This is a genomic window from Tsukamurella sp. DT100, assembly GCF_049844855.1.
Classification (GTDB): Bacteria; Actinomycetota; Actinomycetes; order Mycobacteriales; family Mycobacteriaceae; genus Tsukamurella.
The window spans coordinates 1-24,723 of the sequence record NZ_JBNCLV010000019.1 but is presented as its reverse complement, the minus strand read 5'-3'; the positions used below and the strand labels follow the sequence as shown (position 1 = coordinate 24,723).

Genomic DNA, 24,723 nt, shown 5'->3' with positions numbered 1-24,723 from the left:
GTGACGGACATGTCCACCACAGCATCCCTGCTGGTCAACCCCTTACCAAGCCTGTCAGCTGGAGATAAGATTCGAACTCCTGACATCCGCCTTGCAAAGGCGGCGCTCTACCAACTGAGCTAAGGCCCCGGGACGGGGTGTGGTGGGCCTAGGAGGACTTGAACCTCCGACCTCTTCGTTATCAGCGAAGCGCTCTAACCGCCTGAGCTATAGGCCCGTGAACCGAGGTGGAACATTACCAGCGCACCTCGGGTTCTACAAAACTGCTGGTCAATCCCTATCGGAGAGGGTCACCTCGACGCCGCCCACGAGGTCGGCGCAGAGGTTGTAGATGAACGCGCCGACGGTGGCGAGCGCGGTCAGCAGGATCACGTTGGCGAGGCCGGCGAGGCCCGCGTAGGTGAACACGTTGCCCGCCGTCAGCAGGCTGACACCCGCCTGCTCGTTGGTGAGCGTCTGGAAGCTGTCGTTGATCTTGCTCCAGACACCCATGCCGCTGAGCACGATGTACAGCACGCCGACGGCGATCATCCACACGAAGAACAGCACCACGGAGACCACGCCGCTGAGCTTGAACGTGGTCCACGGGTCGATGCTGCGCAGCTGCATGCCCGCCCGCACGGGTCCGCTCGCGGCCTGCGTCTTCACGCCCGCGGCCCGGGCGGGAGCGCCGCCCACGGTGTGCAGGTTCGACGATGCCGTCTCCCCCGCCGGCGCGGCCGGCTCGGTCGCGGCAGCCGCTGCCGCGGGTGCCTCGGCGGCCGGCTGCGCGGGGACCGGCACCGTCGGCGCCGCCGCCGGCGCGACCTGATGGATCTTGTCCAGGTCGGGCAGGTTCTTCGGCAACTCGTCGCGCTCCACGCCCTCGGTGGGCGCATCGATCACGCGGCCGACATCGGTGTCACGTCGCGGGATCCGGACGGGCTGCCGGCCCGCCTCCGGTCCGGACTCCGGCGGCTGGCCGGATCCGGTTCCAGGGGTACTCACATGCGCTCCTTCGTGCTCCGCGGCGGCTTATGCCTCGCCGTCCGCCTGCTCGGGTTCGTCGCTCTCGTCGGCGTTGCGGGCGATGGCCAAAAGACTAGTGCCTTCGGCCAGGTTCATCAGCCGGACGCCCTTGGTCTGCCGGCCCGCCTTGCGGACCTGCCGCGCCGCCGTGCGGATCACTCCGCCGCCGGACGTGATGGCGTACAGCTCGGTCTCGTCGTCGACGATGAGCGCACCCACCAGTTCGCCGCGCTTCGGGTCGAACTGGATCGTCAGCACGCCCTTGCCGCCACGCCCCTGAGGAGTGTAGTCAGCGATCGACGTCCGCTTGGCGTAACCGCCCGACGTGGCGACGAGCAGGTACGTGTCCTCGCGAACCACGTTGAGCGCCAGCAGCTGATCGTCGTCGTTGAACCGCATCCCCTGCACACCGGAGGTTGCCCGGCCCATGGGGCGGAGCACCTCGTCGGTCGCCTTGAAGCGGATCGACTGGGCCTTCTTGCTCACCAGCAGCAGGTCCTCCGACTCGGAGGCCAGCACCGCGCCCACCAGCTCGTCCTCGTCGCGCAGGTTGATGGCGACGATGCCGCCGCTGCGGTTCGAGTCGAAGTCCTCGAGCTTGGACTTCTTCACCAGGCCGTTCTTGGTGGCCAGGATCAGGTAGGGCGCGTCGTCGTAGGCCTTGATCTGGATGACCTGGGCGATGCGCTCCTCCGGCTGGAAGGCCAGGAGGTTGGCAACGTGCTGGCCGCGGGCGGTGCGGCTCTGCTCGGGCAGCTCGTAGGCCTTCGCGCGGTACACGCGGCCCTTCGTGGTGAAGAACAGGATCCAGTCGTGGGTGGAGCACACGAAGAAGTGCGCCACGATGTCGTCCTGCTTGAGGTCGGCGCCCTTGACGCCCTTGCCGCCGCGCTTCTGGCTGCGGTACAGGTCCGTCTTGGTGCGCTTGGCGTACCCGGTCTCGGTGATCGTGACGACCACGTCCTCGCGGGCGATGAGGTCCTCGTCGGTCACGTCGCCGTCGGCGGCGATGATCTTCGTCCGACGGTCGTCGCCGAACTTCTCGACGATCTCGCCGAGCTCGTCGCGGACGATGGCCCGCTGGCGCTCCGGCTTCTCGAGGATGTCCTTGAGGTCGGCGATCTCGAGCTCGATCTCGGCCAACTGGTCGATGATCTTCTGCCGCTCGAGGGCCGCCAGGCGGCGCAGCTGCATGTCGAGGATCGCGTTGGCCTGCAGCTCGTCGACGTCGAGGAGCTCGATCAGGCCGGCGCGCGCGATCTCGGTGGTCTCGGACCGCCGGATGAGGGCGATGACCTCGTCGAGGGCGTCGAGCGCCTTGACCAGGCCGCGCAGGATGTGGGCCCGCTCCTCGGCCTTGCGCAGCCGGAACCGGGTGCGCCGCACGATGACGTCCAACTGGTGCGTCACGTAGTAGCGGATCATCTGGTCCAGGCGCAGCGTGCGCGGCACGCCGTCGACGATGGACAGCATGTTCGCGCCGAAGCTGGTCTGCAGCTGGCTGTGCTTGTAGAGGTTGTTCAGCACGACCTTGGCGACGGCGTCGCGCTTGAGCCGCACCACGATCCGCATGCCGACGCGATCCGAGGACTGGTCCTCGATCTTGCTGATGCCGGCGATCTTGCCGTCGCGCACCTGCTCGGCGATCGACAGCACGAGGTTGTCGGGGTTCACCTGGTAGGGCAGCTCGGTGATGACGAGTTCCGTTGCGCCCTTGGAGTCCTCCTCCACGGCGACGACGCCGCGCATGCGGATCGAGCCGCGGCCGGTGGAGTAGGCGTCCTTGATGCCCTGGCTGCCCACGATGAGGCCGTGCGTCGGGAAGTCCGGGCCCTTGATCCGGTCCATGCACGCCTCGAGGGTGGCCTCGGAGTCGGCCTCGAAGTTGTCCAGGCACCAGAAGATCGCGTCCGCGAGCTCGCGCAGGTTGTGCGGCGGGATGTTGGTCGCCATACCGACGGCGATGCCGCCGGAGCCGTTCATCAGCAGGTTCGGCACGCGCGACGGGAGGACGGTCGGCTCCTGCGTCTTGCCGTCGTAGTTCGGCGTGAAATCGACTGTCTCCTCGTCGATGTCGCGCAGCATCTCCATCGCCAGCGGCGTGAGTCGCGCCTCGGTGTAACGCATGGCGGCCGCGGGATCGTTGCCCGGCGAGCCGAAGTTGCCCTGCCCGTCGATCATCGGGTACCGCATCGACCAGGGCTGGGCGAGGCGCACGAGGGCGTCGTAGATCGACGAATCGCCGTGCGGGTGATAGTTGCCCATCGTCTCGGCGACGGGCTTGGCGGACTTCACGTAGCCGCGGTCGGGCCGGTAGCCGGCGTCGTAGGCCGCGTAGAGGATGCGGCGCTGCACCGGCTTCATGCCGTCGCGCACCTCGGGGAGGGCGCGGCCCACGATCACGCTCATGGCGTAGTCGATGTAGCTGCGCTGCATCTCCTGCTGGATGTCGACCGGTTCGATCCGGTCGTGGCCGCCGGTCTCGGCGGGCGGAGTGGTGTCAGTCATTTCAGTCCTTCGAGTTCATCGGTTCGACGGTGCGCGGCGCGCCCGGCATGCGGGCGCGCCGGCGATCACACGTCGAGGAACCGCACGTCCTTGGCGTTGCGCGCGATGAACGAGCGGCGGGCCACCACGTCCTCGCCCATGAGGATCGAGAACAGCTCGTCGGCGGCGGCGGCATCGTCGAGCGTGACCTGCTTGAGCACGCGCACGGCCGGGTCCATCGTGGTCTCCCACAGCTCCTTGGCGTTCATCTCGCCGAGGCCCTTGTAGCGCTGGATGCCGTCGTCCTTGTTGATCTTCTTGCCGTTCTGCAGGCCGTCGGCCAGCAGGACGTCGCGCTCGTTGTCGCTGTAGGCGAACTGCGGCTCGGCGCCCTTCTGCCACTTGAGCTTGTAGAGCGGCGGCTGCGCGAGGTAGACGTGTCCGTGCTCCACCAGGGGCCGCATGAACCGGAACAGCAGCGTCAGCAGCAGCGTCGCGATGTGCTGGCCGTCGACGTCGGCGTCGGCCATCAGGACGATCTTCTTGTAGCGCAGCTTGGCGATGTCGAACTCGTCGTGGATGCCGGTGCCGAAGGCCGTGATGATCGACTGGACCTCGGTGTTCTTGAGCACCCGGTCGATCCGCGCCTTCTCGACGTTGATGATCTTGCCGCGGATGGGCAGGATCGCCTGGTACATCGAGTCGCGGCCGCTCTTGGCGGAGCCGCCGGCGGAGTCGCCCTCCACGATGTAGACCTCGCACTTGTCGGGGTCGTTGCTGCGGCAATCGGCCAGCTTGCCGGGGAGACCGCCGATGTCGGTGGCGCTCTTGCGGCGCACCAGCTCCCGCGCCTTGCGGGCCGCGAGTCGGGCCTGCGCCGAGGCGGCGGCCTTCTGCACGATCGTCTTCGCGTCGGCGGGGTTCGAGTCGAACCAGAACTGCAGCTGCTCGCGGCAGACCTTCTGCACGAAGCCCTTGACCTCGGAGTTGCCCAGCTTGGTCTTGGTCTGGCCCTCGAACTGGGGCTCGGCGACCTTCACCGAGATGACGGCCGCGAGCCCCTCGCGGATGTCGTCGCCCGAGAGCTCGCCGTCCTTCTCCTTGACCAGCTTCTTGTCCTTGGCGTAGGCCTTGACGACGCCGGTCAGCGCGGTGCGGAAGCCCTCCTCATGGGTGCCGCCCTCGTGCGTGTTGATGGTGTTGGCGAAGGTGTGCACCGACTCGGAGTAGCCGGAGTTCCACTGCATCGCGATCTCGATCTCGTGGCCCTTCTCCTTGCCCTCGAAGGAGATGATCGAGCTGTGGATCGGGGACTTCGACGTGCGCGCGTTGATGTGCTTGACGTAGTCGACGAGGCCGTCCGGGTAGTGGAAGATGCGCTCGCGCTTCTTCGGCGCGACCTCGGCGAGCGCCGCGGCGACGACCTCCTCGTGCGCCGACGGGGCCTCTTCGGAGATGTCCTCGTCTGGCACCTCGACGGCGACGGGACGCTCGTCGGTGAGGGTGATCGTGAGGCCCTTGTTGAGGAAGGCCATCTCCTGCAGGCGGCGCGAGACCGTCTCGAAGTCGTAGTGCGTCGTCTCCGTGAAGACCTTCGGGTCGGCCCAGAACCGCACCGTCGTACCCGTCCGCGTGGTGGGCTCGCCCTTGATCAGGTCCTCGGCGACGGAGTCGCGCTTCTTCTCGTCCCAGTGGAAGTTGTTCTGCCAGTGGTATCCGTCGACGTCGATCTCGACCTCGACCCGGCTGGACAGCGCGTTGACCACGGAGATACCGACGCCGTGCAGGCCGCCGGAGACGGCGTACGCATCGGAGTCGAACTTGCCGCCCGCGTGCAGTGAGGTGAGTACCAGCTGCACGGTCGGGACGCCCTTGGCGTGCATCGCGACGGGGATGCCGCGGCCGTCGTCGACCACCTCGACGCCACCGTCGGCGCGGAGCGTCACGTCGACTCGGGTCGCGTGGCCTGCCATGGCCTCGTCGACGGAGTTGTCGACGACCTCCCAGATCATGTGGTGCAGGCCGCGGGGTCCGGTGGTGCCGATGTACATGCCGGGGCGCTTGCGCACCGCCTCCAGGCCCTCGAGCTGCTTGATGGATTCCGCGCCGTACGAGCCCTTGGGCTTGTCCGCGTTGTTGTCAGCCGCCACGATGTGTTGGCGCTCCTTCGTCGAAACCACCGGGCGAACGGCCGTGAACTTCCACGGGCCGCAGCCGCCACGATGGCGATCGGACAGCACCCCGAGGAGACGAGGCACTCTTGCCCTTCTAGTCTACTCCTCTTCACGACGATGAATGCGTTTGCCACGCCCTCATCGCGTCGCAGACGCGATCAACCTCGTTTCGGTCCGCTCACTCCGAAATGCGATCCGACGCGCACACGGCCACGCTGGGGCGTGAACCGGCAATCGATCGTAGAGTCGGAGGCATGGATCACGCCGAGATCGATGACTACCTCGACCGCTACGCCGAGACGCTCACGCGATTCGACGCGACGGCCGCCGCGAGCCTGTGGGCCGAGCCCGGAATGATCGTCGACGACCGCTTCTCCGGAGTCCTCGAGGACCGGGCCGCGATGGCCCGCGGCCTGGAGCATTCCTACCCCCTGTACCGCGCACTGGGACTCGCCTCCGTGGGCCACGAACTGCTGTCCGCGACCCCGCTCACCGGCGCGATCACGCTGGTCCACGTCCGCTGGCTCTTCCTCGACGCCGACGGAGCGCTGCTCACCGACAGCACCGCCTACTACGTCCTGCGCCGGGACGAGGACGGCCCGCACGCGTGCGTCTGCATCCAAGTCGACGACGCCTCGAAGCTGCAGGCCCTCGCCGCCGACCGCGGCATCGACCTCGCGCAGTTCCTCCCGGAACCGCCCTCCGCCTAGCCGTAGGTGTCGCGCGGTCCGCGGCCCGACACGTGCAGCGGCCCCTTGCGCCAGCTGGGTGCGCTGGGCCCGGTGATGTTCAGCGAGGTGACCACGCCCTGCCCGACGGCCGCGTTGATCTTCGCCAGCAGTTGGGACTGCATGAGCCGCAACTGCGTGGCCCAGGCGGTGGACTCGGCGCTCACGTAAAGCACCTTCTCCCGCAGACTGACGGCCCGGGCGTGCGCGGCGACGTCGGCGCCGACCACGGTCTCCCAGCAGCCGAGCACGGTCCCCTCGTTGACCTTCTTGTCCCAGCCCCGGGCCTTGGCGATGCCGCCGACGAGGGCGCCGAAGGGCTGCGGATCCCGGTTGTCGGGCGAGGGCCCGCTCCATCGCTTGGAGCCGCGGCGCAGCCGCCGCACCCCGCCGGTCATCGGCTCGGAGCGGCCCTGGCCCACGGACTTGCCCGCCGCCTTCGCCGCCGCGCGAGCCTCCTCGAGGGCGCGCCGCGCGATATCGGAGCCGTGCAGCGGCCCGTCACTGTTCTGCTCAGCCATGACACCTCCCTCGCCGGAGCCTGTGATCACCAGGCTACTCACCCGCACCGACACGTTTCCCGGTGACGATCAGGCCCCGTCGAAGACGTCGGTCCCGGCGAGTCGGTCGAGCACGCGCCGGCCGCGCTCCTCGTCCCACTCCTCCCGGTCCGACGGTGTCGCCGCCCCGTCGGCGAGAAGGGCGTACCCCCGTCCGGGGCGGCCGGGCCCGGCGCCCGTGTGGCCGCCCACGACGTACCCGCGCATCAGCGCGAGCCCGACGGTCGCGAGCTCCCGGTACCCGATGACGCTCGTGAACCCGAAGAGCTCGAACAGCCGGCGGTAGTTCTCCTCGAGCCGGGCCAGCACGGCCTCCTCCGCTCGATCGACCGCCGCCACCACGCGGGCCCGCTGCGGCCCGGCCGGCAGCGACGGAACGACCAGTGCCAGAGTCAGGTACAGCCGCCAGCGCCGGTCCTCCTCGCGGTCGGCGAGCAGGTCGTCGTCGGCCGAGGCGGTCACGCCGCGCAGGAGCGCCGCGCGACGGTCCTCCACCGTCCGCAGGACCCGCGGGTCGTCCCCGACGGCACCGCGAACGACGGTCGTGGCCCGCGCCCCGCGGGTCGAGACGATCGGCAGGGCCTGTTCGGCGAGGGCGGCGAGGACGTCGGCGAGGAAGTCCTCCCGGTGCGGCCAGCACCGATACGCGGCGGTGCGTGAGACGTCGGCGTCGCGGACCGCGTCCTCCAGCCGCACGTGTTCGAGGCCGGTCCCGAGCCCGTCGATCAACACGCGGTCCACCGCGCTCTCCAGGACCCGGCGCCGCGTCTCGTCCAGGGCGAGCCGCTGTCGCCTCGGGGTTGTCCCCGATTTTGGTACTCGGGGTTCCAAACTGTCGCTCACGGACCTATGGTACTCGGTGTACCAACTTGGTACACGGAGTACCAAAGGAGAGGGACATGACGCAGCAGACACTCGACCGCGGGGCCGCGACACCGTCGCCCGGAACCCGCCGCACCGTCGTCGCCTACGGGCTCGGCGCGCTCGCCACCGCCGCGGGCCTCGGCTACGCGCTCGCCGACCACCTCGCACTCGGTGGGCTGGACCGACACCTCCACGCGCTGTACGACCCCGTCGGCAAGTACGGCGAGGCCGCGCCGCTCTACGGCTACCTGTACGTCGTCGGCGCGCTCGGCCTGCTGTGTTGGTGGGCCAACCTGCGCCTGGTCCGCCGCGGCAGCGGGACCGCGCGCCGCTGGGGATGGGTCACCCTCGCCGCGGCGGTGCTCCCGGTCCTCGTGCCCCTGGTGCTGCGGGAGTACGGACGGCCGGTGATCCCGCTGTCGCTCGCGGTCGGTTACCCGACGGCGTGGCTGTGCGGACTGGCGGGACTCCTCGCGGGAGGTTCGCGGAAGGCAGCATGATCGGTGCCGTCACGGCTTCGCCGGCCCGGGCGACGAGCTCCTGCACGCTGACCCGCTCACCCTCCGCGGTCCGACGGTGCCGTGACGGCGGCCGGGTGCGCAGGAAGGCGGCGACCACGATGCACGCCACCACGCCCACCCCGGCGGCGACGAGGTTCGCCGACTGCATGGCGGAGACGAAGGCCTGCTGCACGGTGTGCCCGAGCACGGGTTGCAGCTCGGGCGCCGCCGCGCCGACCGCGCGGATGCCGCCGATCACCGACGACTCGGCCTCGGCCCGGGCGTCCGGCGTCAGGGGCAGCCGCGCGACGTCCTCCGCCACCTTCGCGGAGTACAGGTGCGCGACCACCGATCCCAGGATGGCGACGCCCAGCGCGCCGCCCACCTCGCGGGTGGTGTCGTTGACCGCGGAGCCGGCGCCGGCCTCGCCCGACGGCACGGACGTCATCACCGAGGTGGTCGCGGGCCCCTGCAGCAGCCCCAATCCGACGGCGATCACCGACATCGCGGGCAGGATCTGCGTGAGATAGTCGGGGGATTCGGTGAGTCGTGAGGTCAGCACGAAGCCGACGGCCATGATCGCGAGCCCCAGCGAGATCGTGAACCGCATCCGCCGCTCGGTGTTCGCCAGCGCCGCGAGCGGCGTGACCGCGACGGCCGCGAGCGCGAACGGGATCACCCGCACCGCGGTCTCCAGCGGCCCGTAGCCCAGCACCGCCTGGAAGTACATGATCGTGATGAACACGAAGCCGAGGAGGCAGAAGAAGCCGGCGCAGATCGCGAAGGAGCCCATCGCGAAGCCGCGCGAGCGGAACAGCGTCACGTCGAGCACCGGATTGCGGTGCCGTCGCTCGTAGAACACGAACGACACGAGGAACACCGCGGCGCCGATCAGCGCCCCGACGACGGGCGCGCTGCCCCAGCCGAAGTTCGGCGCCTCGATCAGGGCCCACACGAGCAGCGTGATCCCCGAGATCGACAGCAGCACACCGAGGAGGTCGAAGGACGGCCGCTCCGAGCCGAAGGACTCGGGGACGAGCGCGAGGCAACCCACGATCGCGACGATCGAGATGGGCACGTTGATCCAGAACACCGACGACCAGGCGAAGTGCTCGACGAGGTAGCCGCCGACCACGGGGCCGATCGCGATCGACGCGCCGGCCGCGGCGGACCACACGGCGATGGCCTTGGTCCGTTCCTCCTTCTCCGGGAACAGGTCCGAGATGATCGCCAGGGTGGCGGGGAAGATCAGTGCCGCGGCGGCGCCGAGCGCGGCCCGGGCCGTGATGAGCTCCGCCAGGGACGTGGACCGCGTCGCCAGGACCGAGATCGCGACGAAGCACAGCAGGCCGGCGATGAGCACCTTCCGCCGGCCGAGGCGGTCGCCGAGGTAGCCCGTCGCGAGCAGCAGCCCCGCGAAGACCAGCGTGTACGAGTCGACGATCCACTGCAGCGCGCTCATGCCGCCGCCGAACTCCTCGCTCAGGGTGGGGAGGGCGATGGTGACGATGCTGTTGTCCATGCCGGTCATCAGCACGGCGATGCACAGGGTGCCGAGCGAGATCCAGCGCGTCGCGCCGGACCGTCCGCCGGCGGAGACGGTCATGTCAGCGATCGGCGGCCGCGGCGCGGGCACCGTCGACCTCGGCCAGGAAGGCGTCGAAGGCGGCCAGGAACTCGTCCCGCCCGCCCAGGTCCGCGGCGGCGGCCGTGCCGGTGCGACGGGCACCGTCGACGATGCACTCGTCGCGCACCAGGCGCAGGACGCCCTCGGCGATGGTCCTGGCGGTCATCCGGCGGCGCGGCAGGATCGCACCGGCCTCGACGGCCTCGATGCGGCGGCCCCAGAAGTGCTGGTCGAAGGCCTGGCTGCAGACCAGCGACGGCCGGCCCGACGCCGCCGCGATGGCCGTCGTGCCGGCCCCGCCGTGGTGCACGAGCGCGGCGCAGCGCGGGAAGACGGTGTCGTGGTCCACGTCGGGCACGATCAGCAGGTCGGGGGTGTTCACCACCTCGTCGCGGGTCCGCGCCGACCAGCCCGGCACGGCCAGCACGCGCAGGCCGTCCTCCGCCAGGATCTCCGCGAGGCCGCCGACGACGCCGTCGAAGTCGACGACGGGCATGCTGCCGAATCCCACGTAGACGACGGGGCGGTCGTCCTGCGCGAGCCAGGCCTCGATCATCGCGTCGCGCTCGGTGCGATCCGCCGGCCGGCCCTCGATGCGGATGAACCCGATGCGGGGGTGCCGCGCGTCCTCGCGCGACCGCGGGGGCACCAGCGCCCGGCCGAAGGCCTCGACGCGCAGGATGTCGCGGCCCGCGAGCACCGAGCGCGGATCGATGATGCGCCGCGGGTACTCGACCCGCTTCGCCAGCTCGACGGTCTTGCTGAAGATGCTCAGGGCCCAGCCCAGATTGAAGACCCGGTAGGTCAGCGGCAGGAGCAGCGGGATCCGCGCGGTCACGTCCTGCAGGCGCGGGCCCAGCAGCGGATTGGGGACCGTGCTGTGCACGTCACCGGGGAAGTACTCCACCATGACGAGCGGCACACCCTCGCGGTGCGTGACCAGCGCGGCGCGCTCTTCGATGATCCTGGTGCTGATGACGCAGTCCACGTCCCCGCAGAGCTCGGCGAGGCGCTCGTCGAACTCGTCCGCGTGCGAGTCCGCGAGCTTGCCGACCTCGCGCAGCTGCGTCGTCGTGCTCGCGCCGAAGAACTTCTCCTGGCCCTGCGGCGACTGCAGGAACTCCTTGAGGTTCAACGTCGTCAGGATGTGCGGCTCGAAGCCGTGCGAGACCACGTACGCCTGGGATTCGACCGTGCAGCCGACCCGGACGTCGTCGCCGCGGTCGGCGAGGACGCGGGCCACCGCCAGGAGCGGGCTGATGTCGCCGCGCGAGCCCATGCATGCGATCGCGATGCGCACCGCTCACCCCTTCCGACGACGTCACTGACACGCCGTTATCAATAATCATTCCCATTTGTGCCGAACAGTGGAACTGTACGCGGCAGGGGTCTACACCGCAGAAGACGGCCCCGGAGCACCGGATTCCGCCTCGGCCAGCCGGGAGACGCGCGCATCGGCGGGCCCGTCGACGGTGACCTGGAAGGTCGCGGCCCGCAGCGCGGGCGGCAGGTCCTCCGGGACCGCGGCGGTGACGATCACCTGTTCCGTGTCGGCGGCCACCTCGGCCAGAGCGGTGCGCCGCTTCGCGTCGAGCTCGGCGAAGACGTCGTCGAGCAGGAGCACCGGCTCGGAACCGCCGGCGCGCAGCAGCTCCAGCGAGGCGAGCCGCAGCGCCAGCGCGTACGACCAGGACTCGCCGTGGGAGGCGAAGCCCTTGGCCGGCTCGTTCCCGAGCCGTAGGTCGAGGTCGTCGCGGTGCGGTCCGACGAGGCACACGCCGCGCTCGATCTCGCGCTGCCGGGCCGCGGCGAGGCCGTCGAGCAGCAGCCGCTCCAGCTCGGCCACGGACGCGGCGGCGGGGTCACCGTCGAAGTCCTCGAACAGCGAGCTCGTGTACGCGACGGTGGCGGCCCGCGAGTGCGGCGCCAGCGAGGCGTACGCCACGGTGAGGTGCGGGGCCAGCGACGCCACCACCTCCAGCCGGGCCGCGAGCACCTCGGCGCCGAACCGGGCCAGCTGCGCGTCCCAGACGTCGAGCGTCGACAGCATGGAGTCGGCGTCGGGGCCGCCGCGCCGGGCCGCCGCGTACGCCGTCTTAAGGAGGGCGTTGCGCTGCTTGAGAACCCGCTCGTAGTCGGCCTTCTCCGCGGCGATGCGGGGCGTGCGGAGGATCGCGAGATCGTCGAGGAAGCGGCGGCGGCCGCCGGGCTCGCCGCGCACCAGGGCCAGGTCCTCCGGCGCGAAGAGCACGGACTGCAGGATCCCCAGCAGCTCGCGGGGCCGGCGGCAGGGCGCAGTGTTGATCCGCGCCTTGTTGGCCCGGCCGGCGACGATGTCGATCTCCGCGGTGAGCTCGCGACCCGCGTTGTGCACCGTCGCCGCGACGGACGCGCTCTCCGCACCGACGCGGATGAGCGGCTGGTCCGTGGCGACGCGGTGCGAGCCCAGCGTCGCGAGGTAGTTCAGGGCCTCGACAAGGTTGGTCTTACCGAAGCCGTTGCGGCCCACGAAGACGCTGACGCCCGGCTCCAGGTCGACGGTGACGTCGTCCCAGGACCGGAAGTCGTGCAGGGTGAGCCGGCGGACGTACAAAGGAGCAGTCGGCCCCGGTCAGTCCGCGCGCCGCACGGCGTGCCCGCCGAACTGGTTGCGCAGTGCGGACACCGCCTTCATGGTGTCCGAATCGTCCTGCCGCGACTGGAATCGCGCGAACAGGGCGGCGGCGATGACGGGCGCGGGCACCGAGTGGCGGATGGCCTCCTCGACGGTCCACCGGCCCTCGCCGGAATCCTCGGTGTAGCCGGTGATCTCCTGCAGGCCCGGGTCCTCCTCGAGGGCCTTGACCAACAGGTCGAGCAGCCAGGACCGCACGACGGTGCCCTTGCTCCAGGCCCGGAGCGTGCCGGCGACGTTCTCGATGAGCGGCTCCGCCTCGAGCAGGTCGTAGCCCTCGCCGTAGGCCTGCATCAGGCCGTACTCGATGCCGTTGTGGATCATCTTGGCGTAGTGGCCCGCGCCGACGGGGCCGCTGTGCGCGAAGCCGTCCTCGCGCACGCCCTCCGGCCGCAGCGCGTCGAAGATCGGCAGGGCGCGCTCGACGTCGGCCTGCGAGCCGCCGACCATCAGGCCGTAGCCGTTCTCCAGCCCCCAGACGCCGCCGGAGACGCCGCAGTCGAGGTAGCCGATCCCCTTGGTGGAGAGCAGTTCCGCGTTGACCTGGTCGTCGGTGTAGCGGGAGTTGCCGCCGTCGATCACCAGGTCGCCGGGCTCGAGGATGTCGGCCAGCTTGCGCACCGTCTCGCGGGTGATATCGCCGGCGGGCACCATCACCCAGAGGGTGCGGGGCGCGGCGAGGGACTCCGCGAGCGCCTCCAGCGAGGGCACGTCAGTGACCTCCGGGCGAGGGTCGTAGCCGATCACCTCGTGGCCGGCGTTGCGGATGCGCTGGCGCATGTTCGCGCCCATCTTGCCCAGACCGATCAGACCCAACTGCATGTTCGCGGCACCCTTCCGTGCGGAGACGACGGTTCGATCAGCCGGGCAGGCGCACCGGCATGAGCAGGTACGTGTACGGGCTCTGGGGCGCGGGGAACGCGCCGGAGTCGTCCGGCTGGTAGCCATTCTCCTCCGCGGGGCGCAGCACCGCAGGCCGACTGGGCGTGGTGAAGCCGAAGGTCACCGACTCGGTGTGGATCGCGGCCAGGCCGTCCAGCAGGTAGCCCGGGTTGAAGGCGATGGTGAGCGCCTCGCCCTGGAAGTCGGCGGGCAGTTCCTCCTCGGCCTTGCCGGCGTCGTCGCCGCCGGCCGAGAGTCGCAGCGAGCCGTCGGCGAACTCCATCCGGACCTGCGCGCCGCGGTCGGCGACGAGGGCCACGCGCTTGATGGCCTCGAGCAGCGGAGCGATCTCCATCGTGGCGAGGGCGGTGTGCGACGCGGGCAGCAGCTGCCGGAACTTCGGGAAGTCCGCGTCCAGCAGCCGGGTGGTGGTGCGACGGTCCGCGCCGACCACGCCGAGCAGGCCGTCGGCGCCCACGGCCGAGCCGGCGCCCAGCGCGATGCCGACCTCCGGGTCGACGGCGAAGGTCTTCGCGGCCTCGGAGAGGGTCTTCGCCGGCACCAGGACCGCGGCCTTGACGTCGGACGAGGCGGGCTGCCAGTCGAACTCGCGGACCGCGAGCCGGAACCGGTCGGTGGCCGCGAGCACGACGCGCTCGCCCTCGATCTCGACCCGGATGCCGGTGAGCATCGGCAGCGTGTCGTCCTTGCCGGCGGCGATCGCGACCTGCGCGATCGCCTCGGCGAAGGTGCCGCGCTCGATGGCGCCGGTCTGCTGCGGCAGCTCGGGCAGCTGCGGGTAGTCCTCGACGGGCATCGTCGGCAGCGAGAACTTCGCGCTACCGCAGGTGATCGCGACGCGGGTGGTGTCGAGCTGCACGTCGACGGGCTTGTTCGGCAGCGCCTTCGTGATGTCCGCGAGCAGGCGGCCGGAGACGAGGGCCTGGCCCTCGTCGGCGACCTCGGCACCGACGCGCACCTGCGCGGAGACCTCGTAGTCGAATCCCGACACGGTCAGGCCGTCGTCACCCGCGGTGAGCAGGACGCCGCCGAGCACCGGCACCGGTGGGCGCGAGGGCAGGCTGCGCGCCACCCACGCGACGGATTCGGCGAACTCCTCGTGCGGGACGCGAAACTTCATGCCGACGGGGCCTTTCGGTGGGGGTCGTTCGGGGACGGCGTGGCGGGCACGACCGTGAGGTCTTCGATGCTATAGGAGCCGGAGTGATCCGGTGGCGTTCAGGTGGCCGCTGGCGCGAACTACCGGTTCGGGCCGGCGGAGTCCGCCGGACCTTCACTGCGCCTCTTTTCAGAAGAAGTATCTAGGGAAGAAATATGTCATCGTCATAAGGCCTGTGGAGGATGTGGAAACTCGCCGTCCGCGCAGCGCGGGTGGCGTGTCGGGGTGTTGACGACGCGCCGCAGCGATTGTGGAACTACATCCGTGTGATTGGTGAGGAACGCCGCCTGTGGAAACCTGTGGATGAACTCTCCCCAGGTCACTCCTGGGATTTCGGGGATCTATCCACAGGCTGTGTGCAGTACTGGTGAGTAACTCACAGTTCTCCGGCCGCCGCCCGGCGCGTACGGTGTGACCATGGGATATCCGGATCCGCAGCGCCCGGGAGAGCACCCCGGCGGCCAGAACTACCCCGTCGGCCCCGCCGCGCAGAATGTGCCGAAACCGACACGCGAATACGAGCGCCCCGGCGACGGACCGGTAGATCCGGGCGCACCACAGGGCCCGCAGGCACCCGTCGGAGACCCCGTGGGGCCCGCCGGGCCGGGGCCGCAGGAGCCGCCCACGCAGCAGTACGACGGTGGCTATCAGCTCGGCTACGCGCCGGGCGCGTACGGGGATCAGTACGGCCAGTACGGCGCGCAGCCGCCGCAGGGTCCTCCCCCGGGCCCCGGCGGCCCGGGCGGTGGTTCGGGCGGCGACGGTGACGGCTCGGGCGGCAACCGGAAGCTGCTGTGGATCGCCGCGGCTGCGGTGGCCTTCGCGCTCGTTCTCGCGGTGATCGTCGCGCTCGTGGCGACCAGCGGCGGCCCGTCGAACACGACGGCCTCGTCCGAGACGACGACCGCTCCCCCGACCACGACCACCACGAGCACCAAGCCCGGCGGCATCACGCTGCCCAGTGGCGTCCCGTCGGGCATCTCGATCCCGCCCATCTTCGGCGGCGGCTCGAGCACGGGGCCGGACGCCCGTCAGTGGCGGGTGGAGGTCACGGGCAGCGGCTCGGCGCAGCTCGTCACGGTGGGCGTGCCGGATACGGGTCTCTTCGGTACGCAGCCGCTCCCGTGGTCGAAGGCGTTCACCTCGGACGCGCCGCTGGTCACGGTGACGGTCCTCGGTTACACCGGCGACGTCGGCTGCTCGATCACCCGCAACGGCAAGGTCGTCTCCGAGGAGAGCAGTACCGACGGCTCGGGCGGACCGCTGATCTGCACGGCGGGTCGTTCGTAGGCGCGCCACTGATGTGATCGCGGGTCGGGCGCCGACGGGCGCCGGCCCGCGGTCGCGTGCGACTACTGGCTGCGGCGTTTGATGCGCGTGGTGAGTTCCTGCACCTGGTCGTAGACCCGGCGCCGCTCGGGCATCTCCTTGCGGATCTTCCGTTCGGCGTACATGACCGTGGTGTGGTCGCGGTCGAAGATCTGCCCGATCTTCGGCAGCGAAAGCTCGGTCAGCTCGCGGCACAGGTACATGGCGATCTGCCGCGCGTGCGTCACGGCCCGCGCTCGCTCGATGCCCTTGAGGTCCGCGACCGAGATCTCGAAGTACTCCGCCACCACGGAAAGGATGGTGCCGGAGGAGATCTCGATGGTCGTGGTGTCGGGCACCAGGTCGCGGAGCACCATCTCGGCGAGCTCGTACGTCACGTCGGTCTGGGTCAGCGAGGCGAACGCCGTGACGCGGATCAGCGCGCCCTCGAGCTCGCGGATGTTCCGATCGATGCGGGTCGCGATGAGCTCCAGCACGTCCGGCGGCACGTGGATCCGCTCCATCTGCGCCTTCTTGAGCAGGATCGCCATGCGGATCTCCAGCTCGGGCGGCTGGACGTCGGTGATCAGGCCCCACTCGAACCGCGTGCGCAGCCGGTCCTCCAGTGTCGCCAGCTGTTTCGGCGGGCGGTCGGAGGAGACCACGATCTGCTTGTTCGCGTTGTGCAGCGTGTTGAAGGTGTGGAAGAACTCCTCCTGGATACCCAGCTTCCCCTCGAGGAACTGGATGTCGTCGACCAGCAGGATGTCCACGTCGCGGTACCGCTGCTTGAACTGGACCTGTCGGTCGTCCTTGAGCGAGTTGATGAAGTCGTTCGTGAACTCCTCCGTGGACACGTACTTCACGCGCATCCCGGGGAACAGGCGGCGGGCGTAGTGGCCGGCGGCGTGCAGCAGGTGGGTCTTGCCCAGCCCGGACTCGCCCCAGATGAAGAGGGGGTTGTACGCACGGGCGGGTGCCTCGGCGACGGCGAAGGCGGCGGCGTGCGCGAACCGGTTCGAGGCGCCGATGACGAAGGTCTCGAAGGTGTACTTCTGGTTCAGGCTCGAGCCGGACGATCCGGTCATGGCCGTGCCGTTGGTCGCCGGGCCGGTCATCGGCGGGGGCAGGTGGACCGACGGTGACGGTGCGCCGGGCGCCCCCGCCGCGATCTCACTGACGGGAACGGTGAGGTCCGCCGTACTCGGGCCGGAGGGGCCCTCGTCCACCGCGACTGCGACGGGGGCGGGCGGCGCGGCCGGCGGCGTGGCGTCGGGCGAGATGCGCACGCCGAGCTCCACGTCCTGCCCCAGCCGGGTCGAGAGCGCCGCCACGAGCGGCTCGCGGAGGCTGCGCTCGATCGCGTCCTTCATGAGCTGGGAGGGCACCGCCACGAGCGCGAAGCCCTCGGTCAGGGTCAGCGGCTGGACCAGCTTGAGCCAGGCCTTCTCCTGCTTGGTGAGGGTGCGGTCGGTGTTGTCTCCGCAGAGTTCGTCGACCACGGCGGTCCACGTCTCGATCAGCGGATCGACGGTCATCAGGTCCTCCACACCGGGTTTGAAAGCCTTCGGTCTCCGGCTTCCGACCGGCGTTCTCGTTCGCACGTTCACACGTTCCATGTCGGGCTGTGCATAACAGCACCCCGCCCGACCTGCGGATGAACTGTACTCCACAGGTTCATCCACAGGTGTGGAGGACTGCGGGTACAGGTGTTGTCAGCCGTTGGCTTCGGCTGGGAACGACGAGGTCGTAGAACTGCGGGTCAGTGCTCCGGTCGAACCGGATTACGGTGCAGCACCGAGCCCGCTACACGCCCGGTGCCCTTCGGCCCGAAGCTGCCGTGCTCGGGGTCCACGGGGTGCCGCGGCCGTGCTCAGCAATCGCATTCGGCAAAGTTAACAGAGTGGAGCGCGGTCCTCAACACAACGCACATTCCCGCAGGATGCGGTGGGATGTCGGAGGCGCTCGGCGTGTCGCCGCAGACGGATTGTGAGGCTCGTCACGCCGTCCCGCGTGCCTCGGTTTGACCTTGTCAGTGGGGATAAGTAGTCTTGACCGGTCTGTGCGCACACCGATTCCTCGGGCGAGTTCGACCTCAAGTCGAGCTTCACGTGCCGCCGAAGATTTCCGTCCACCGAACGGCGGCGCATGAGCGCCGCCCATTGAACAAGGAGTGTCACCGTGGCCAAGGGCAAGCGGACGTTCCAGCCGAACAACCGTCGCCGCGCGCGGGTGCACGGCTTCCGTCTCCGTATGCGCACCCGTGCCGGGCGCGCGATCGTCGCTTCGCGTCGGACCAAGGGCCGCGCGAAGCTGACGGCCTGATTTCCCCTCTCGCGTAGCGCCACCGCGTACCGGTCCGTCCGGTCGCGGTGGCGCTGCTGCAAAGGCGATGGAGAAGGCAGACCACTGACGTGCTACCCGCCCGCTACCGCATGAGTTCGTCGCGCGACTTCGCCGCGGCGGTCAAAGGCGGTAGGCGTGTGGGCCGCCGCTCCATCGTGGTGCACGTGGCGACATCGACGAAGACGAGCCCGGTCCCCGCTTCCGAGGGGGGACCGGGCCTCGTCGTGTCCGCGGACGATCCGGTCACGCCGGCGCCGCGTGTGGGCCTGGTCGTCTCGAAAGCCGTGGGCAACGCGGTGATTCGACATTCCGTCGCGCGCCGGCTGCGCGCCGCCGCCGCCTCCGTGGCCGGCGAGCTGGACGACGGGGCCCTCGTCGTGATCCGCGCGCTGCATGCTGCGGCGGACGACGACGCGAACGAGCTGACCGCACAACTGCGTTCGGGCCTGACGAAGCTGGGTGCGCTGTGACCGCGGCCCCACGGACGAGCGCCGGGAGCACGCTGCGTGCGGTGCCCCGGCGGGCATTGATCTCTCTGGTGCAGCTGTACCGGACATGGATCTCCCCCGTGCGGCCGCCGACGTGCCGATTCACTCCCACCTGCAGCGAGTATGCGGTGGAGGCGCTTTCGGCGCACGGCGCCGTCAAGGGCGTGTACCTCAGTACCATTCGCCTGCTCAAGTGCGGGCCGTGGCACCGCGGCGGTTGGGACCCCGTCCCGGAATAGCCGCCGCCGCCAGCGGCTTCCACCCCCCGATGCGCGAATCACCGCGCCCACGAACCTGTTCGAAATAGATCGGCAAGGAGCACAGCCCCGTGTCAAGTTTCAATCCGATGTCCTTGGACTACGTGTACTACCCGGTGTCGGGCATCATGTGGGTCTGGCACAAGGTCTTCTCCATCGTGCCCGGCCTCGGCCCCGATAGCGGGATCACGTGGGCCCTCTCCGTGATCTTCCTGGTGCTCACCCTGCGCGCCATCCTGTACAAGCCCTTCGTCCGGCAGATCAAGACGACCAGGCAGATGCAGGAGTTCCAGCCGCAGATGCAGGCGCTGCGGAAGAAGTACGGCAAGGACCGGCAGAAGCTGGCCCTGGAGATGCAGAAGCTCCAGAAGGAGCACGGCTTCAACCCGCTGCTCGGCTGCCTCCCCGCGCTGCTGCAGGTGCCGGTGTTCATCGGCCTGTTCCACGTGCTGCGCTCGTTCAACCGGATGAGTGGCGGTACCGCGCAGATGTTCGGCTCGCCGGACATGAACGCCTACGAGACCCGGCACACGGCGAACTACTTCTTCTCCGCGACCGACGTGGAGAGCTTCCTCGATGCGCGCCTCTTCGGCGTGCCGCTGTCCTCGTACGTCCAGGAGCCCGTCGCGCAGTTCCAGGCCTTCATGCCCGTGGGCCCGGACCTCGCGTACATCGAGCCGAACTTCCAGAAGTGGTGGATCATCGCGCTCTCGGTGCCGCTGATGATCGTCGCGGCCCTCGCCACCCACTTCAACTCGCGCGCGTCGATCGCCCGCCAGCCCGTCGCCTCGCTGGACAACCCGCAGACGGCCATCATGAACCGCCTCATGCTGTGGGTCTTCCCCATCGGCGTCCTGGTCGGTGGCTTCTTCCTGCCCGTCGCCATCCTGATCTACTGGGTCACCCAGAACATCTGGACGTACTGCCAGCAGCACATCGTCTTCGGCAAGCTCGACAAGGAGGACGAGGAGAAGAAGCGGCTGGCGCAGGAGAAGCGGGCCGAGAACGCCCCGAAGCCCGGTGCGAAGCCCAAGAAGGCCGGCACGGCGACGTCCCTCACCAAGGCCGCGGAGACGGTGTCCGACGACGCCGAGGACGCGGCGGAGGAGGCGGCACCGTCGAAGCCCACCCCCGGAGCCAAGCCGAAGCCCCAGCACCCCTCCGCCAATGCGCGGCAGCAGCAGCGCAACCAGCAGCAGCGCAATCGGAACAAGAAGCGCAAGCGCTGAGCGCGGCCCCACGAACCCCTGATGATCGAATTCCCAAGGAGTACCCATGCCTGACGACGTGACCGTCGAGGAGGAGCAGACCGTGACCGAGGCCATCGCCGAGGTCCCGGCCGAGAGCCCCGCCGACGAGAGCCCCGCGGACGAGGTCGACGAACTGGTCGAGGAGGGCGAGATCGCCGCCGACTACCTCGAGCAGCTGCTCGATATCCTCGACTTCGACGGCGATATCGACCTCGACGTGGAGGGTGGCCGCGCCATCGTCGCGATCGACGGCGGCGAGGACCTGGCGAAGCTGGTCGGCCAGCGCGGCGAGGTGCTCGATGCCCTCCAAGAGCTGACCCGGCTCGCGGTGCAGCAGTCCACCGGTGACCGCAGCCGCCTGATGCTCGACGTCGCCGGGTGGCGCGCGGGCCGGCGCACCCGCCTCTCCGGCCTCGGCACCGAGATCGCGCAGCGGGTCGCGGAGTCCGGCGAGAAGGAGTCGCTCAAGCCGATGACGCCGTTCGAGCGCAAGATCGTCCACGACGCCGTCGCCAAGGTCGACGGTGTCCGCTCGGAGAGCGAGGGCGCGGAGCCGAACCGTCGCGTCGTGGTGCTGCCCAGCGCCTAGACTGGACGTAGGTGAACGATGGGTCCCGGGCCGTGCGCCTGGGGCCCATCGTCGTTTCCGGGCACGGATAGCCCGAAACTGGTGTGTGCGATTGTTACAGGAGAGGTTTCACGTGGAACGGCGCGACGAGGTGGCGGAGAACCCCGCCGACGACGAGGCGAGTGTGGACGCGCTGCCCCCCGCTCCCCCGGTCGCGCGGGAGGTCTTCGGCGATCGGCTCCAGCTCGCCGAGGAGTACGCCCGGGTGCTCGCGACCGACGGCGTCGTCCGCGGGCTGATCGGCCCGCGTGAGGTTCCGCGGCTCTGGGAGCGGCACGTGCTCAACTGCGCCGTGCTCGGCGAGCTGCTCGAGGCCGGCGAGACCCTCGTCGACATCGGGAGCGGCGCCGGCCTGCCCGGCGTACCGGTGGCGATCGCCAGGCCGGACGTCGAGGTGATCCTCGTGGAGCCGCTGCTGCGCCGCGCCGTGTTCCTCGAGGAGTTCTGCGGGCCGCGGCTGCCGAACGTCCGCGTGGTCCGAGGTCGCGCCGAGGAGCGCTCCGTCGTCGAGGCGGTCGGCGGTGCGGACGCGGTGACGTCGCGCGCGGTCTCCGGCTTCCCCAAGCTCGCCCCGTGGTCCGCTCCCCTGCTCCGCGACGGCGGGCGGCTGCTCGCGCTCAAGGGCTCGCGGGCGGCGGAGGAGATCGAGGAGCACGGCGCGATCCTGACGAAGGCGGGTCTGCGCGATCCGGAGGTCGTGTTGTGCGGCGTCGGCATCGTCGATCCCGCGACCACCGTGGTGCGTGCCGTCCGTCGCGCGCCGGTGAAGAAGAAGCGCGCCAAGGCTCGACGCTAGCCCGAAACCGGACATTTACGGCGCGGTTTTCGTGCACCCGACCACCCACGGGTTGTTTCGACACGTGACACCAGCCGGATTCTGACGGCCCCACAGCGCGTCCCTCGGTGGCCTATTTGGCACGATCGTACGAGAAAATCGCCGTGGGACGATCGGCCGCGATGGCATCTGCGTCCTTTCAACCCCACTCCCCCGCCACCGAGATCACCGGTCTCGGCGCGAGTCCCCGCCGCGGGCGGGCCGGCGCCGGCTCCCCGTGAACCGCGACGGTGAGCCCGCGGCCGCTCGGGATCGGCCGGCCCGGTCGCGCCGCCGGGCCATCACCTGACCGTCTGACGGAGCGTCGAGCGGGCTCGTTCGTCGGCGAGCTGAGCCTCGATCCGGAGGCCCAGGCGGAGTTGAATGAGGGCGCGTCCGAGCACCGTCGGCTGTCATTCGCCGAGGGCGAGTCACTCGGGCGGCGTGCGACCGGAGAGGCTGCCGGGCGCCCGGGACCCTGCGGACGAGTCGTCGGGTGCCCCGTGGTCGGTTCGGGAGTGGACGTCCCGGGAGCCCGGCCGGGTCGGGGCCGCGCAGCGGGCGCGTGAGTCCAGCGCCGAGACGGGATCTCCGGACAGTGACCGGACAGCGATCTCGACCCATCCCATCGGTCCGGCGGAGAAGCGCTGGTGCGCCGAGCGGCTCGAAGCGGAGCGCGGTGCGGCGCCGTCCGCCGGGAGCCGCTCGCCCGATCGTCTCTCTGTGGGGGCGGGCCGCCCTGCCCCCGCGGTGAGTCGCCGCTTCCTTGGCGACGGCGGAGCCCGCGGTACTCGGGGAAGACACGCCGCGTAGGGAGCGATCGGAACCGGGGTGCGGGCGGCGTGCAGCGGACGGCGCGGCGCAGCGCTGGGCGGTCCTGGGCGCGGCGGCGGACTCGTGCGGCGGGTAGGGCTGCTCCTTCCTCTGCCGACCGGGGGCGAGCCACAGAGTCCCTGGAATCGGCTGCGACGGCGGTCCAGGGTGAGACTTGCACGGCCCGTCGTGGGGTCGTTCCTCCCCGAGCCCACGGCGAGGACGGACGAACCGGATGCACACGCCGTTCCCCAAGGGCTACTCCCCCAACCGGCGCGGGCGGCCGAACGTGGGAAGCGGGATAGCGCGGCGCCGCGGTCGGTGGGCTCACGCGGCGGTCCGGATGGGTCGCGTAGGCGCCTGGTCGGCCGCGCGCCGGTGTGGCCCAGGTGGTGATGTCGGCGTTGGGTCTGGCTCTGCGGGCATCGACTGGACCGGCACGACCCACAACAAGTCGGCGGGCGACGGTTTGTCCCAACGATGTGAACCGGCGCCGCGCTCGCGGCATTGGCCGGAGAGCTCGCAGCCGCGGATCACCGCGTACCCGCGCTGCGGAGCGATTCGCGACTCGCTGTGTTTCACGTGGAACGGCAGACCCGTCGGCATCCTCGCGAGGAGACATGGCCGACATCCGGTCGTGTGTGAGTGAGCGTCGCAGAGGCTCGCGCGGACGAGGGCGCGTTTCACGTGGAACCGCAGACCTGTCGGCATCGGGCCCGCGGGAGACGTGGCCGCGATGCGGTCGTGCATGTGGGAGCGTCGCAGATACTCGCGCGGACGAGGCGGCGTTTCACGTGGAACGGGCGGAGACATGGTTCGGTGGAACGGCGTCGGGGTGGGGTACCGCGGAAGGCGCGAAGCGGAACGGGATGGGACGCCGACGAGGGGACTCGCGGGAACGGAGGACGGTGCGACGTGTCACGCGAACCGACGGCTTCGTGGGTGGGTGAGGAAGGCCGGCGCATCGCGGGACAGCGGGACACGGCGACGGTGCGCCGTGTGCGAGCAGGCTCCGGTGCACGGATGGACGGGCGCATCGGCTCACGTGGAACAGGCTGCCGGTCGGCGTGGCGTAGGCGCGTGAACGGTCGCGCTGATTCCGGTGCCTGAACAGATGGGCGGGACGTTTCACGTGGAACTCCCCCGACGGCGCGGCGTCGCCTCGCCGCCGAGGCGACGAGCACGGAACGGGCGCCCGTAGAGCGCAGCATTCGTGTGGGCGGATCGCCTGCCCCGGCGAGCGCCGCAGTGAGGAACGGAGTGACGGGCGGGCGGCGCGACACGAAAACGAGAAGTAGCCGGCGAGGTGCTGACACGGACGTGCGACGGCGGCGTGAAGACCGTCCCGAGCGACACCGGCGCGAAGCGCACCGAGCCTGCCGACCAAGAGAGCGCCCTCGAGCCGTGCGCGCGCCATGGACACGCCACCGGGCGCTCCTGACGCGACGCCGCGGCGGCCTGCGGATCGCGGGCGATGGCCGACGGCACGAAGCACAGACCGATGCCGGCGCGGGGACTGGACGATCGGGAGCGCGCAGTCCGCGGCGTTGACTCCGCGGCACGGGGCCGATCGACGCCGCGGGGTAGCGCGACGTGGCCGACGATGGGCACGCCGCCGCTCTTGCCGGTGCCGTTCCTGACGTCGCCGTGGCGTCTGTTTCACGCGGAACGTCGACACCGTGTCTCGACTCGGCGGCGACCGCGGCGGGCCGGTCTTCGTCGAAGTGACGTACGAGACCCCGTCACCGCGGACCGGCTGGGCGCTCGCGCCGTCAGCCGAAGGCGGCGGGACGACCGAGCGGCGGTACACGCCGCGACGGCACCGGCCGGCCCGCTCCCCCGGATATGACGACGACGCCGCCGCCGCGACAAGAATCCGCGTCGACGCGCCCGGCGGGGGTATCGGGATTCGGCGCACGACGTCGCTGGCGCCGAGGTGCCGGACACAGCCGTGCCGGCACCGTCGGCGGAGGGACGTGCGCCGACGGCGTGACGAGGTTTCACGTGGAACCTCCGCGTGGCGACGGGTTGCGGACGGAACGGGTCGTCGTGGCCGAGGCTGGGCTGACTGTGAGGATGGGATCTGCCACCTCGATGTGCCAGCAGGATCGGTGTTTCGGTGGTGGGCTGTAGCT

19 protein-coding genes and 2 tRNA genes are annotated in these 24,723 nt (G+C 70.2%); 8 read left to right on the top strand and 13 right to left on the bottom strand.

What is annotated here, in order from left to right; all coding sequences use genetic code 11:
* Positions 1 to 59 precede the first annotated feature (59 nt).
* The 5 genes from ACLQ3K_RS26070 to gyrB all read right to left on the bottom strand — a co-directional run bounded on the left by ACLQ3K_RS26070 (position 60) and on the right by gyrB (position 5,648).
* A tRNA-Ala gene (locus ACLQ3K_RS26070) sits at positions 60 to 121 on the bottom strand.
* A 19-nt stretch (positions 122 to 140) separates the two neighbouring features.
* Positions 141 to 217: transfer RNA gene (locus ACLQ3K_RS26065), tRNA-Ile, on the bottom strand.
* A 53-nt stretch (positions 218 to 270) separates the two neighbouring features.
* The gene (locus tag ACLQ3K_RS26060; RefSeq protein WP_426002243.1) at positions 271 to 987 is read right to left on the bottom strand and encodes a DUF3566 domain-containing protein; all 717 of its coding nucleotides are present in this window, start codon (positions 985 to 987) and stop codon (positions 271 to 273) included.
* A 27-nt stretch (positions 988 to 1,014) separates the two neighbouring features.
* The gene (gene gyrA / locus ACLQ3K_RS26055) at positions 1,015 to 3,516 is read right to left on the bottom strand and encodes a DNA gyrase subunit A (protein WP_426002242.1); all 2,502 of its coding nucleotides are present in this window, start codon (positions 3,514 to 3,516) and stop codon (positions 1,015 to 1,017) included.
* A gap of 65 nt (positions 3,517 to 3,581) precedes the next feature.
* Positions 3,582 to 5,648, bottom strand: a complete 2,067-nt coding sequence (gene gyrB, locus ACLQ3K_RS26050; RefSeq protein ID WP_374201259.1) for a DNA topoisomerase (ATP-hydrolyzing) subunit B — start codon at positions 5,646 to 5,648, stop codon at positions 3,582 to 3,584.
* A gap of 275 nt (positions 5,649 to 5,923) precedes the next feature.
* On the opposite strand from gyrB, the gene ACLQ3K_RS26045 reads away from it, so the two are divergent.
* Positions 5,924 to 6,379 carry a hypothetical protein gene (locus tag ACLQ3K_RS26045; protein WP_426002241.1) on the top strand — a complete coding sequence of 152 codons (456 nt, stop codon included), beginning with the start codon at positions 5,924 to 5,926 and terminating at the stop codon, positions 6,377 to 6,379.
* Here the strand turns inward: ACLQ3K_RS26045 and ACLQ3K_RS26040 are convergent.
* The 7 genes from ACLQ3K_RS26040 to dnaN all read right to left on the bottom strand — a co-directional run bounded on the left by ACLQ3K_RS26040 (position 6,376) and on the right by dnaN (position 14,645).
* Complete coding sequence (locus ACLQ3K_RS26040; RefSeq protein WP_224644776.1) at positions 6,376 to 6,918, bottom strand: DUF721 family protein; 543 nt, start codon at positions 6,916 to 6,918, stop codon at positions 6,376 to 6,378. The two genes, ACLQ3K_RS26045 and ACLQ3K_RS26040, sit on opposite strands and share 4 nt — an antisense overlap.
* A gap of 69 nt (positions 6,919 to 6,987) precedes the next feature.
* Positions 6,988 to 7,800, bottom strand: coding sequence for a hypothetical protein (locus tag ACLQ3K_RS26035; protein ID WP_426002240.1), 813 nt, complete (start codon positions 7,798 to 7,800; stop codon positions 6,988 to 6,990).
* Between the two features lie 363 nt (positions 7,801 to 8,163).
* Entirely contained in the window at positions 8,164 to 9,927 is a 1,764-nt protein-coding gene (locus ACLQ3K_RS26030; protein WP_426002239.1) for a DHA2 family efflux MFS transporter permease subunit, read from the bottom strand.
* A gap of 1 nt (position 9,928) precedes the next feature.
* Entirely contained in the window at positions 9,929 to 11,248 is a 1,320-nt protein-coding gene (locus ACLQ3K_RS26025; RefSeq protein WP_426002238.1) for a glycosyltransferase, read from the bottom strand.
* A 90-nt stretch (positions 11,249 to 11,338) separates the two neighbouring features.
* Positions 11,339 to 12,541 (bottom strand): DNA replication/repair protein RecF, encoded by a 1,203-nt coding sequence (gene recF, locus ACLQ3K_RS26020; protein ID WP_426002237.1) that lies wholly within the window; start codon positions 12,539 to 12,541, stop codon positions 11,339 to 11,341.
* Positions 12,542 to 12,559: 18 nt separating this feature from the next.
* Positions 12,560 to 13,444, bottom strand: a complete 885-nt coding sequence (gene gnd / locus ACLQ3K_RS26015; protein ID WP_224644771.1) for a phosphogluconate dehydrogenase (NAD(+)-dependent, decarboxylating) — start codon at positions 13,442 to 13,444, stop codon at positions 12,560 to 12,562.
* 37 nt (positions 13,445 to 13,481) lie between these two features.
* Positions 13,482 to 14,645 (bottom strand): DNA polymerase III subunit beta, encoded by a 1,164-nt coding sequence (gene dnaN / locus ACLQ3K_RS26010; protein WP_224644770.1) that lies wholly within the window; start codon positions 14,643 to 14,645, stop codon positions 13,482 to 13,484.
* 456 nt (positions 14,646 to 15,101) lie between these two features.
* On the opposite strand from dnaN, the gene ACLQ3K_RS26005 reads away from it, so the two are divergent.
* A complete protein-coding gene (locus ACLQ3K_RS26005; RefSeq protein ID WP_426002236.1) occupies positions 15,102 to 15,974 on the top strand; it encodes a hypothetical protein in 873 nt (290 codons plus the stop codon).
* A 62-nt stretch (positions 15,975 to 16,036) separates the two neighbouring features.
* Here the strand turns inward: ACLQ3K_RS26005 and dnaA are convergent, their stop codons facing one another.
* Positions 16,037 to 17,530 (bottom strand): chromosomal replication initiator protein DnaA, encoded by a 1,494-nt coding sequence (dnaA, locus tag ACLQ3K_RS26000; RefSeq protein ID WP_426002235.1) that lies wholly within the window; start codon positions 17,528 to 17,530, stop codon positions 16,037 to 16,039.
* Positions 17,531 to 18,173: 643 nt separating this feature from the next.
* On the opposite strand from dnaA, the gene rpmH reads away from it, so the two are divergent.
* From rpmH to rsmG, 6 genes are all read left to right on the top strand, one after another.
* Positions 18,174 to 18,317, top strand: a complete 144-nt coding sequence (rpmH, locus tag ACLQ3K_RS25995) for a 50S ribosomal protein L34 (RefSeq protein WP_224644767.1) — start codon at positions 18,174 to 18,176, stop codon at positions 18,315 to 18,317.
* A gap of 110 nt (positions 18,318 to 18,427) precedes the next feature.
* A complete protein-coding gene (rnpA, locus tag ACLQ3K_RS25990) occupies positions 18,428 to 18,808 on the top strand; it encodes a ribonuclease P protein component (RefSeq protein ID WP_426002245.1) in 381 nt (126 codons plus the stop codon).
* Positions 18,805 to 19,065 (top strand): membrane protein insertion efficiency factor YidD, encoded by a 261-nt coding sequence (yidD, locus tag ACLQ3K_RS25985; RefSeq protein ID WP_224644766.1) that lies wholly within the window; start codon positions 18,805 to 18,807, stop codon positions 19,063 to 19,065. The genes rnpA and yidD overlap by 4 nt, the downstream gene beginning before the upstream one ends.
* Before the next feature lie 107 nt (positions 19,066 to 19,172).
* Positions 19,173 to 20,312: a membrane protein insertase YidC gene (yidC, locus tag ACLQ3K_RS25980; protein ID WP_426002234.1), complete on the top strand. Its 1,140-nt coding sequence runs from the start codon at positions 19,173 to 19,175 to the stop codon at positions 20,310 to 20,312.
* Between the two features lie 46 nt (positions 20,313 to 20,358).
* Positions 20,359 to 20,922 (top strand): protein jag, encoded by a 564-nt coding sequence (locus ACLQ3K_RS25975; RefSeq protein WP_224644764.1) that lies wholly within the window; start codon positions 20,359 to 20,361, stop codon positions 20,920 to 20,922.
* Between the two features lie 163 nt (positions 20,923 to 21,085).
* Positions 21,086 to 21,757 carry a 16S rRNA (guanine(527)-N(7))-methyltransferase RsmG gene (rsmG, locus tag ACLQ3K_RS25970; protein ID WP_426002244.1) on the top strand — a complete coding sequence of 224 codons (672 nt, stop codon included), beginning with the start codon at positions 21,086 to 21,088 and terminating at the stop codon, positions 21,755 to 21,757.
* Positions 21,758 to 24,723 lie beyond the last annotated feature (2,966 nt).

Excerpts from the sequence above, each read along its gene's own strand:
- ACLQ3K_RS26030 (WP_426002239.1), bottom strand. The coding sequence starts at position 9,927 with ATGACCGTCTCCGCCGGCGGACGGTCCGGCGCGACGCGCTGGATCTCG.
- dnaN (WP_224644770.1), bottom strand. The coding sequence starts at position 14,645 with ATGAAGTTTCGCGTCCCGCACGAGGAGTTCGCCGAATCCGTCGCGTGG.
- ACLQ3K_RS26040 (WP_224644776.1), bottom strand. The coding sequence starts at position 6,918 with ATGGCTGAGCAGAACAGTGACGGGCCGCTGCACGGCTCCGATATCGCG.
- ACLQ3K_RS26045 (WP_426002241.1), top strand. The coding sequence starts at position 5,924 with ATGGATCACGCCGAGATCGATGACTACCTCGACCGCTACGCCGAGACG.
- gnd (WP_224644771.1), bottom strand. The coding sequence starts at position 13,444 with ATGCAGTTGGGTCTGATCGGTCTGGGCAAGATGGGCGCGAACATGCGC.
- yidC (WP_426002234.1), top strand. The coding sequence starts at position 19,173 with ATGTCCTTGGACTACGTGTACTACCCGGTGTCGGGCATCATGTGGGTC.
- rnpA (WP_426002245.1), top strand. The coding sequence starts at position 18,428 with ATGAGTTCGTCGCGCGACTTCGCCGCGGCGGTCAAAGGCGGTAGGCGT.
- ACLQ3K_RS26005 (WP_426002236.1), top strand. The coding sequence starts at position 15,102 with ATGGGATATCCGGATCCGCAGCGCCCGGGAGAGCACCCCGGCGGCCAG.
- ACLQ3K_RS25975 (WP_224644764.1), top strand. The coding sequence starts at position 20,359 with ATGCCTGACGACGTGACCGTCGAGGAGGAGCAGACCGTGACCGAGGCC.
- gyrA (WP_426002242.1), bottom strand. The coding sequence starts at position 3,516 with ATGACTGACACCACTCCGCCCGCCGAGACCGGCGGCCACGACCGGATC.
- dnaA (WP_426002235.1), bottom strand. The coding sequence starts at position 17,530 with ATGACCGTCGATCCGCTGATCGAGACGTGGACCGCCGTGGTCGACGAA.